Source organism: Xenorhabdus sp. PB62.4, assembly GCF_014467285.1.
Classification (GTDB): domain Bacteria; phylum Pseudomonadota; class Gammaproteobacteria; order Enterobacterales; family Enterobacteriaceae; genus Xenorhabdus.
This window is the reverse complement of record NZ_NKHR01000034.1, coordinates 18,082-25,803: the sequence shown is the minus strand read 5'-3', so window position 1 is coordinate 25,803 and position 7,722 is coordinate 18,082. Positions and strand designations below refer to the sequence as shown.

Sequence of the window (7,722 nt, the reverse complement as noted above, 5' to 3'; positions counted from 1 at the left end):
TTTAATCGAATTGCATTAAATGTGATTAAACAAAATACCAGTATAAAGGACAGTCAGGCCGCTAAACGCCGAAGAGCAATGTGGTCAGCGGAATTCCGTAGTCAGCTTATATTTGATTAAACTTAATACAAAGTGGAATCCCGCCCTGCGAATAAAATCGACCCTGCGATTGCGTTCCTGATGAGCTTCGGCACATGGCAGGTGGAGCATGAAGACTTTGCGTTTAACTTGAGTGAAGAACAGCAGCAGAAACTGGATATCTTTGATGGGGTTTAATAAAATCAAATGCTCAAAAGGTGAGATACCTCACCTTTATTTCACTAAATTTATCAGTCACTGGATAAATTTTATTAATTTACCATCTGTTATTTTATGTCATCCTGCCAACAAAACATGCAATTCATCCACTGAATTAAATCAATCCGTACTCTCCAATATTGATGAACCAATTTATTGATGTTCACTGGCGGAGAAGTCTCCCACCGCCTTCATGTTATTTAGCAATGTGTATTGTTGATTAAATGAGGGAATAAATTATGCAAGATAAAAAGCCTGATGTATCTGTCTCAGAAGATAGCAATCTCGTGATTGTTACAACGCCAGAATATGTCAAAGATTCAATCAAAGAAGCCATTGCAGAACACGCGGCAAGCCGTAATCATCCATATGCAACTCAAGCAGAACCGGGATTTGTTACGTTAAGTAATGCAATAGACAATGACAGTGAGATAACCGTTGCAACCTCTAAAGCTGTTAAAAAAGCATATGATCTAGCCAATACAGCTAACCAAAACGCCCTCAGTAACAATTCCAATCTCTATTTGGAGAAGAAACAGAATGGAGCCGATATTCCGAATAAAGAGGCGTTTGTGGAAAATATTGGACTAACTGCCACAGTAAACTTAGCAAAAAACGCTTTACAAAGAGGTGAGTTTGGATTTGGAGGGGAGGGTGAGCGTATTGGAATATCGGACTATACTCAGATGCTGAGTTGGCTCAGAAATAAAGGCCCATCTAAAATATATCGAAATGATGGTATAAATTCTTTTACACATCAATATGGTGTTTCTTTCAAATCGTTCTCTAATGATACATGGGCAAATTTATCAGTGGCATTTAATGGTGATGGTGTCAAATTTGCAGGTGGGAACGATAGTCAAGAATATATTTATGATTGTTTAGTTTCACGAAAAGCGATTGTTAATTCTCCAGAAGGGGGGAATAACAATATACCTGATAATGATTATAATAATATTCCTATTAATCAAACTTTCTTTGGATACTCTGATGGGAATAATTCTGCAAATATCACTGGTTCAGGAATTCACATTTCAGGTTTGGGAAGATACAGTTTCCAACTAATGACGGAATATTGGAGAACAGGAGCTATAGCTTATCGTTCTTTCAATGCAGATATGCCTAAGCAATGGAATAAATGGGAATATATTAGAACGACATCTAATACTATGATCGATAGTAATGGTTTCCTTCAGCATTCTTCACCAACCGTCAATATTTGGAGTAATGGTAAATTCGAAACAAACACTGAATCAGAAGGTGCAACTGTCGAACATATATCGAAAGGAATTTATCTTATTAACGGCGTCTTAAATATTGAGACTAACGCCGAATGGGGAGGGTTAAGTAATGGAATTGAAATACCGTTGTGTAGAAATAAATTACCTTTAATTTGGGTAGACTATGAGATACTTTCCGATAGTTCAATTAAAATAATGATCTATCACCGTGAACACTCTGATGTACCTATTTTTGCTAGAAATGTGCGGGAAGGTTATTCTGACGGTGATTTAATTGATATCCCTGATGGTAGATTTGTTTCTGTTCGGGTACAAATGCCTACTGCTAAGAGTGAATAATTACAGGTTTAATCTTTCTTTTCTGTGGATTGTTGTCGATGATTCCAAATTTAGGTCTTCCGGCATCTGGACACGGACGTCACACAATAAGCGTAGAAAATACCAGTTAGCTATCTCTCAAATCTTCTAATAGATTCAGTCACAACTTCTTTTCACAAGGTCAGAGCATTTAGTGTATTGGCCTATATATCGTGTCTCTAATGATCTTTGGCCTTTACCTTAAGTGAACAATAGCGACTAAAAGCGTTTGATGATATATAACGCAAAAAGGTAAGCGGTTTTTACTGGTTCGATTATTGAGTCCGATAAACCAATCAGTTAACGTACCCCCGCCATTGGCAAAATCCAGTGGTCAGGGTTTCGCAGCCTTGTAAACATACCCCACTGGTAGGAACTTTCTACCAGTGTGTCTGCTATCGCCTATTCAATGGCGGTTCTGATAGGGGAGGCTTCGTCCTCGCCGGATGGGTATGTTCCGGTACTGCGAACCCTGTCTGAATCGCCACCATCAATTTCTCAATTAATGGAAGGGGTAGCAGGAATGAATAATGTTAAAAATGACTGGCATCAAGCCGATATCATCGCCGCATTACGTAAACGCGGTACAACCTTAGCGGCTGTTTCTTGTCAATCTGGCCTCAGTTCATCTACATTGGCAAATACTCTCAGCAGACCGTGGCCGAAAGGCGAATGGATCATAGCTAACTATCTCGAAATACACCCATCTGAAATCTGGCCGAGTCGCTATTTTGATTCGTATGGTGAATTGATTGAACGCAAGGTTCGGGATAAATCATAAAAATAATCGGTTCCATTTGAAAATCATCGGGAAGATAGCCGTAACGGGGTATCTTCTCACTAGCAGTAATATTCGTAGTTGTTACTTTAATAGTTTTCAACTGAATACACGCAACCCTTATAGTTTGGGAACGTTAAACGTACTGACCACGTTTTATTGTTCACACATTCACTCTCATTCTTTCTTTTCTTTTGCATTGTTTTTATCTTATGCTTTGTTTATAGATTTGTTCAGTGTTCTATGTATAAACAATTATATAAATAAACAAGAACAAATTCGTTAAAAATGAGGGTTATTTATTCAATATCAATTGGTTGTGTTTAAATTGCGAGTATAGACTATCTATAATTACTCAAGGCTGTTTTCATGGCGTATACTGATGCGCTATTTCGTTTTTTGTTTAGTGGATTGACGCGGTATACATGGCTGGAAAAAAACCAACGAACAACAGTATGGCTGAACCAAAAGATCGCCAAGTGGAAGGGCTGAAACTTCCACCACACTCTTTGGAAGCAGAGCAATCCGTATTGGGCGGTTTGATGCTGGATAATGAACGTTGGGACAATGTTTCTGAGCGGGTTACCAGCAATGATTTTTTCAGCCGACCCCACCGACGTATTTTTTCTGAAATGCAGCGTTTACTCGAAACGGGTAAACCTATCGACCTGATTACATTATCGGAATCTCTTGAACAGAATGGCGAGCTCGATAAGGTAGGAGGATTCGCCTATCTGGCAGAGTTGTCAAAAAACACCCCAAGTGCTGCGAATATCAATGCTTATGCCGATATTGTCCGCGAACGTGCGGTAGTGCGCGATATGATCGCGGTGGCAAATGAAATTGCAGATGCGGGTTACGATCCGCAGGGGCGGACTAGCGAAGAGCTCTTGGATCTGGCTGAATCACGGGTATTCCAGATTGCAGAAAACCGGGCGAATAAAGATGAAGGCCCGAAAGGTATTGAACAGATCCTTGAAGAAACCGTTGAGAGAATTGAACAACTCTATCAGCGTCCGCATGATGGTGTGACAGGCGTCTCTACAGGTTATCAGGATCTGGATAAAAAGACGGCTGGTTTGCAAAAATCAGATCTCATTATTGTGGCAGCGCGTCCTTCAATGGGTAAAACCACCTTTGCGATGAACCTGTGTGAGAACGCAGCGATGATGCAGGATAAGCCAGTCCTGATCTTCAGCCTTGAGATGCCCGGTAATCAGATCATGATGCGTATGTTGGCATCCCTTTCTCGCGTGGATCAAACGCGCATTCGTACCGGTCAGCTCGATGATGAAGATTGGGCACGGATTTCCAGTACCATGGGGATTTTGCTGGAAAAACGTAATATGTATATCGATGATTCATCCGGTTTGACGCCGACAGAAGTGCGTTCCCGTGCGCGACGGATTTTCCGTGAGCATGGCGGGCTTAGTTTGATTATGATCGACTACCTGCAATTGATGCGAGTACCTTCTTTATCTGATAACCGGACACTGGAAATTGCGGAAATATCACGCTCATTGAAAGCATTGGCAAAAGAGCTTCAAGTGCCAGTTGTTGCGCTCTCCCAGCTTAACCGTAGTTTGGAACAGCGAGCGGATAAACGTCCGGTTAACTCCGACCTGCGTGAATCAGGCTCTATCGAACAGGATGCTGACTTGATCATGTTTATCTATCGTGATGAGGTTTATCACGACAACAGTGAATTGAAAGGCGTGGCAGAAATCATCCTTGGTAAACAGCGTAACGGCCCGATAGGGACGGTAAGGCTGACATTTAATGGCCAATGGTCACGGTTTGATAACTATGCAGGGCCAAGCTATAGCGACGAATAACTCTGGTGCCTATCGTTCATATTCAAATGACCTGAAATAAGCAGCGTCCAAATAATGGGGATAGGCTTTTAATTACCACTCTTGATCGGAACATCATAAAAAGGGGACGAAATGAAAGCGGCAACTGCTGTTATCGACCGCCGCGCTCTGCGACATAATCTGCAACAGGTTAGAGTACAAGCTCCTGACAGTAAACTGATTGCAGTTGTGAAAGCAAACGCCTATGGACACGGTTTATTAGAAACTGCGTACACAATGGAAGACGCTGATTGTTTCGGCGTTGCCCGGATTGGGGAAGCTCTCGCTCTGCGTAGTGGAGGGATCGTCAAGCCAATTTTGCTATTGGAGGGGTTTTTTGAGGCGGCAGATTTACCTGTTCTGGTTGTTAACCATATTGAAACCATTGTACACAGCATTGAGCAGCTCGAAGCATTAGAGCGGGCGGAATTGCCCCATCCGATTAAAGTGTGGATGAAACTGGATACAGGCATGCACCGTCTGGGAATCAGGATTGATGAAGCAGAAGAATTTTATCAACGCCTGAGCCGTTGCCATAACGTCGAACAACCCGTGAATATCATCAGCCATTTCAGCCGTGCAGATGAACCTACCGTAGAAACTACCCAACATCAAATTGATTGCTTTATGGCATTTGTTGCGGATAAATCTGGTGAAAAATCCATTGCCGCATCAGGTGGCATTTTATTGTGGCCACAAGCCCATTTGGATTGGGTTCGCCCTGGTATCATGATGTACGGAGCTTCGCCGATAGAGGGTAAAACAGCAGCCGATTTCAACTTAATTCCTGCAATGACACTAAAATCCAGTTTGATTGCCGTGCGTAAACATAAGGCGGGTGAATCAGTAGGATATGGTGGTACGTGGAATAGTGAACGCGATACTTATCTTGGTGTTGTGGCGATGGGATATGGTGATGGTTATCCCCGTAGCGCACCTGCGGGTACGCCAGTATTTATTAATGGCCGGGAAGTACCACTTGTTGGGCGTGTTTCCATGGATATGATTACCGTGGACTTAGGGCCAGAGTGTCAGGATAAAGTAGGCGATGAAGTTACCCTTTGGGGAAATGCCCTGTTAGTTGAAAAAATAGCCCAACATTCAGGGATTAGTGCTTATGAGTTGATTACGAAACTGACTTCACGTGTTGCGATGGAATATCTAGACGAATAATTCGGTAAGTTATATTGTCTGTCAGTACATTTTCTTATATATACCCACTGGATTTTAAGATGTAGCGCGACGGCGAGGGAATGAATCCACAGGCGCATAGCTAACTCTATGTTTATAACTATTTTTATAACTACGGTGTCTGGGGCGAATAATTCAGCTCAATAAAACTGCAACTTAGAAGACGACGGGTATATTCAATAACAGGGAGTATGAAAAGTGTTCCAGAATGTTGATGCGTATGCAGGCGATCCTATCCTGTCGTTGATGGAAAAATTTAATAGCGATCCCCGTGAAGAAAAAATTAATTTGAGCATTGGGCTCTACTACAATGAACAAGGCATAATTCCACAATTGCAGGCTGTTGCCGCTGCTGAGGAACAAATGTGTGCTCTGCCATCATCTGCTTCTCTTTATCTCCCAATGGAAGGATTACTTGCCTATCGTGCGGCAATTCAGGAATTGTTGTTCGGTAAAGATCACCCCTTATTAAATCAGAAACGTGTTGCGACCATTCAAACCGTGGGCGGTTCAGGCGCATTAAAAGTGGGAGCTGATTTTTTACACCGTTATTTCCCTGATTCTGAAGTGTGGTGTAGTGATCCAACATGGGAAAACCATGCCGCTATTTTTGCTGGTGCAGGGATCAAAGTGAATTATTACCCCTATTTTGATGATAAAACTAAAGGGGTAAAATTTGACGAAATGTTGGCAACATTTAAGCAACTGCCCGCAAAAAGCATTATTCTGATGCATCCTTGCTGCCATAATCCAACGGGTTCTGATTTAAACAATGACCAATGGGATCAGGTAGTGCAAGTTGCCAAAGAGAAGGCGTTGATTCCTTTCCTCGATATTGCTTATCAGGGACTTGCAGATGGCATGGAAGAAGATGCTTATGCAATTCGAGCGATGGCAAATGCCGAATTACCTTGTTTGGTCAGCAATTCATTCTCAAAAATATTTTCGCTGTATGGTGAGCGTGTTGGTGGCCTATCCGTTATTGGTGATGATGCAAAAGTAACTGAACATATCTTAGGTCAATTAAAAGCGAGCGTGCGACGCATTTATTCCAGCCCGCCAAATTTTGGTGCTCAGGTTGTCGCAAGAGTATTAAGTACCCCTGAATTAAAAACGCAGTGGCTGGAAGAAGTTGAACAGATGCGCTTGCGTATTCGGGAAATGCGGACAGTGTTGGTCAACGCATTGAAAAAATCCTTGCCAGAGAAAGGCTTTGATCACTTGCTGAAACAACGCGGTATGTTCAGTTATACCGGATTCAGCCAGGAACAGGTTGATCAACTGCGTGAAGAATTTGGTGTCTATCTGGTCGGTTCTGGTCGTGTTTGCATGGCGGGCGTGAATCATCATAACGTACAACGCATCGCAGAGGCATTTGCTGCGGTGAGCCAGTAATTTTTATTGTCGGTAAGATTCATAACTCCCCTGTTCTCATGGTGGGCGGGGGAAGTTTTACCAAGTACGTGAATCAAGCCAGTATAACTTATAGAAAGGTAAAGAATATCCCGTATAACGAGGTAAAATGAGTTTCTATATCACAGATATCTCTGTTATAGCCCAAAGTAGAAGATTTTTATTGGTTATTTTTGCTTGAAGTTTGTTCGCTATGTCAATTAATGATGGTTTACTATATAGTGACCAACTGAATTTTTAACACTTCTCTTTCACCTTAGTACCTAATTCATTTGAATATTTAACTTAATCTTTTAAAGCCAAAAGATTAACTGAATGGAAATAAAGAAAATGTAATACCCAATCTTGAGCTCTTTCATCAGTTATTAAGATGAACATTAACCCATAAAGGGGTCATGTATTCAATCCGTTGCTCTGCTTTAAAGATAGTATTCTCTTTCAATAAAAGTCCCGATAACTTTGTCATGCATCTCAGGGGATTTTGAATAGCCGAGTGTTTTACGATTCAATCGTTTAATTCTGTTGCGAAGTGTAAGATTTTCACGCTCGATACGTTGCGTGAAACTTTTCCCGACGAGGTGTGTATTTTCAG

6 protein-coding genes and 2 pseudogenes are annotated in these 7,722 nt (G+C 41.7%); 7 read left to right on the top strand and 1 reads right to left on the bottom strand.

What is annotated here, in order from left to right:
- The 7 genes and pseudogenes from Xenpb_RS17785 to Xenpb_RS17755 form a co-directional block, all read left to right on the top strand.
- Positions 1-120 (top strand): annotated as a pseudogene (locus Xenpb_RS17785) (ISAs1 family transposase); the annotation flags it as partial.
- Positions 121-150: 30 nt separating this feature from the next.
- Positions 151-276, top strand: a pseudogene (locus Xenpb_RS17780) (hypothetical protein); the annotation flags it as partial.
- 260 nt (positions 277-536) lie between these two features.
- Complete coding sequence (locus Xenpb_RS17775) at positions 537-1,877, top strand: tail fiber protein (protein WP_187655502.1); 1,341 nt, start codon at positions 537-539, stop codon at positions 1,875-1,877.
- A gap of 541 nt (positions 1,878-2,418) precedes the next feature.
- A complete protein-coding gene (locus tag Xenpb_RS17770; RefSeq protein ID WP_187655505.1) occupies positions 2,419-2,676 on the top strand; it encodes a helix-turn-helix transcriptional regulator in 258 nt (85 codons plus the stop codon).
- A gap of 422 nt (positions 2,677-3,098) precedes the next feature.
- Positions 3,099-4,508: a replicative DNA helicase gene (dnaB, locus tag Xenpb_RS17765; protein WP_099114094.1), complete on the top strand. Its 1,410-nt coding sequence runs from the start codon at positions 3,099-3,101 to the stop codon at positions 4,506-4,508.
- Between the two features lie 111 nt (positions 4,509-4,619).
- Entirely contained in the window at positions 4,620-5,699 is a 1,080-nt protein-coding gene (gene alr / locus Xenpb_RS17760) for an alanine racemase (RefSeq protein WP_187655501.1), read from the top strand.
- Between the two features lie 216 nt (positions 5,700-5,915).
- Positions 5,916-7,112, top strand: coding sequence for an amino acid aminotransferase (locus tag Xenpb_RS17755; RefSeq protein WP_187655500.1), 1,197 nt, complete (start codon positions 5,916-5,918; stop codon positions 7,110-7,112).
- A gap of 437 nt (positions 7,113-7,549) precedes the next feature.
- Here the strand turns inward: Xenpb_RS17755 and Xenpb_RS17750 are convergent.
- Positions 7,550-7,722: IS1 family transposase (locus Xenpb_RS17750; protein WP_222942853.1), on the bottom strand; the 173-nt coding region annotated here is incomplete at its 5' end.

What these genes read in the sequence shown, in the direction of transcription:
- Xenpb_RS17775 (WP_187655502.1), top strand. Translation starts at nt 537, where the DNA reads ATGCAAGATAAAAAGCCTGATGTATCTGTCTCAGAAGATAGCAATCTC.
- Xenpb_RS17770 (WP_187655505.1), top strand. Translation starts at nt 2,419, where the DNA reads ATGAATAATGTTAAAAATGACTGGCATCAAGCCGATATCATCGCCGCA.
- dnaB (WP_099114094.1), top strand. Translation starts at nt 3,099, where the DNA reads ATGGCTGGAAAAAAACCAACGAACAACAGTATGGCTGAACCAAAAGAT.
- alr (WP_187655501.1), top strand. Translation starts at nt 4,620, where the DNA reads ATGAAAGCGGCAACTGCTGTTATCGACCGCCGCGCTCTGCGACATAAT.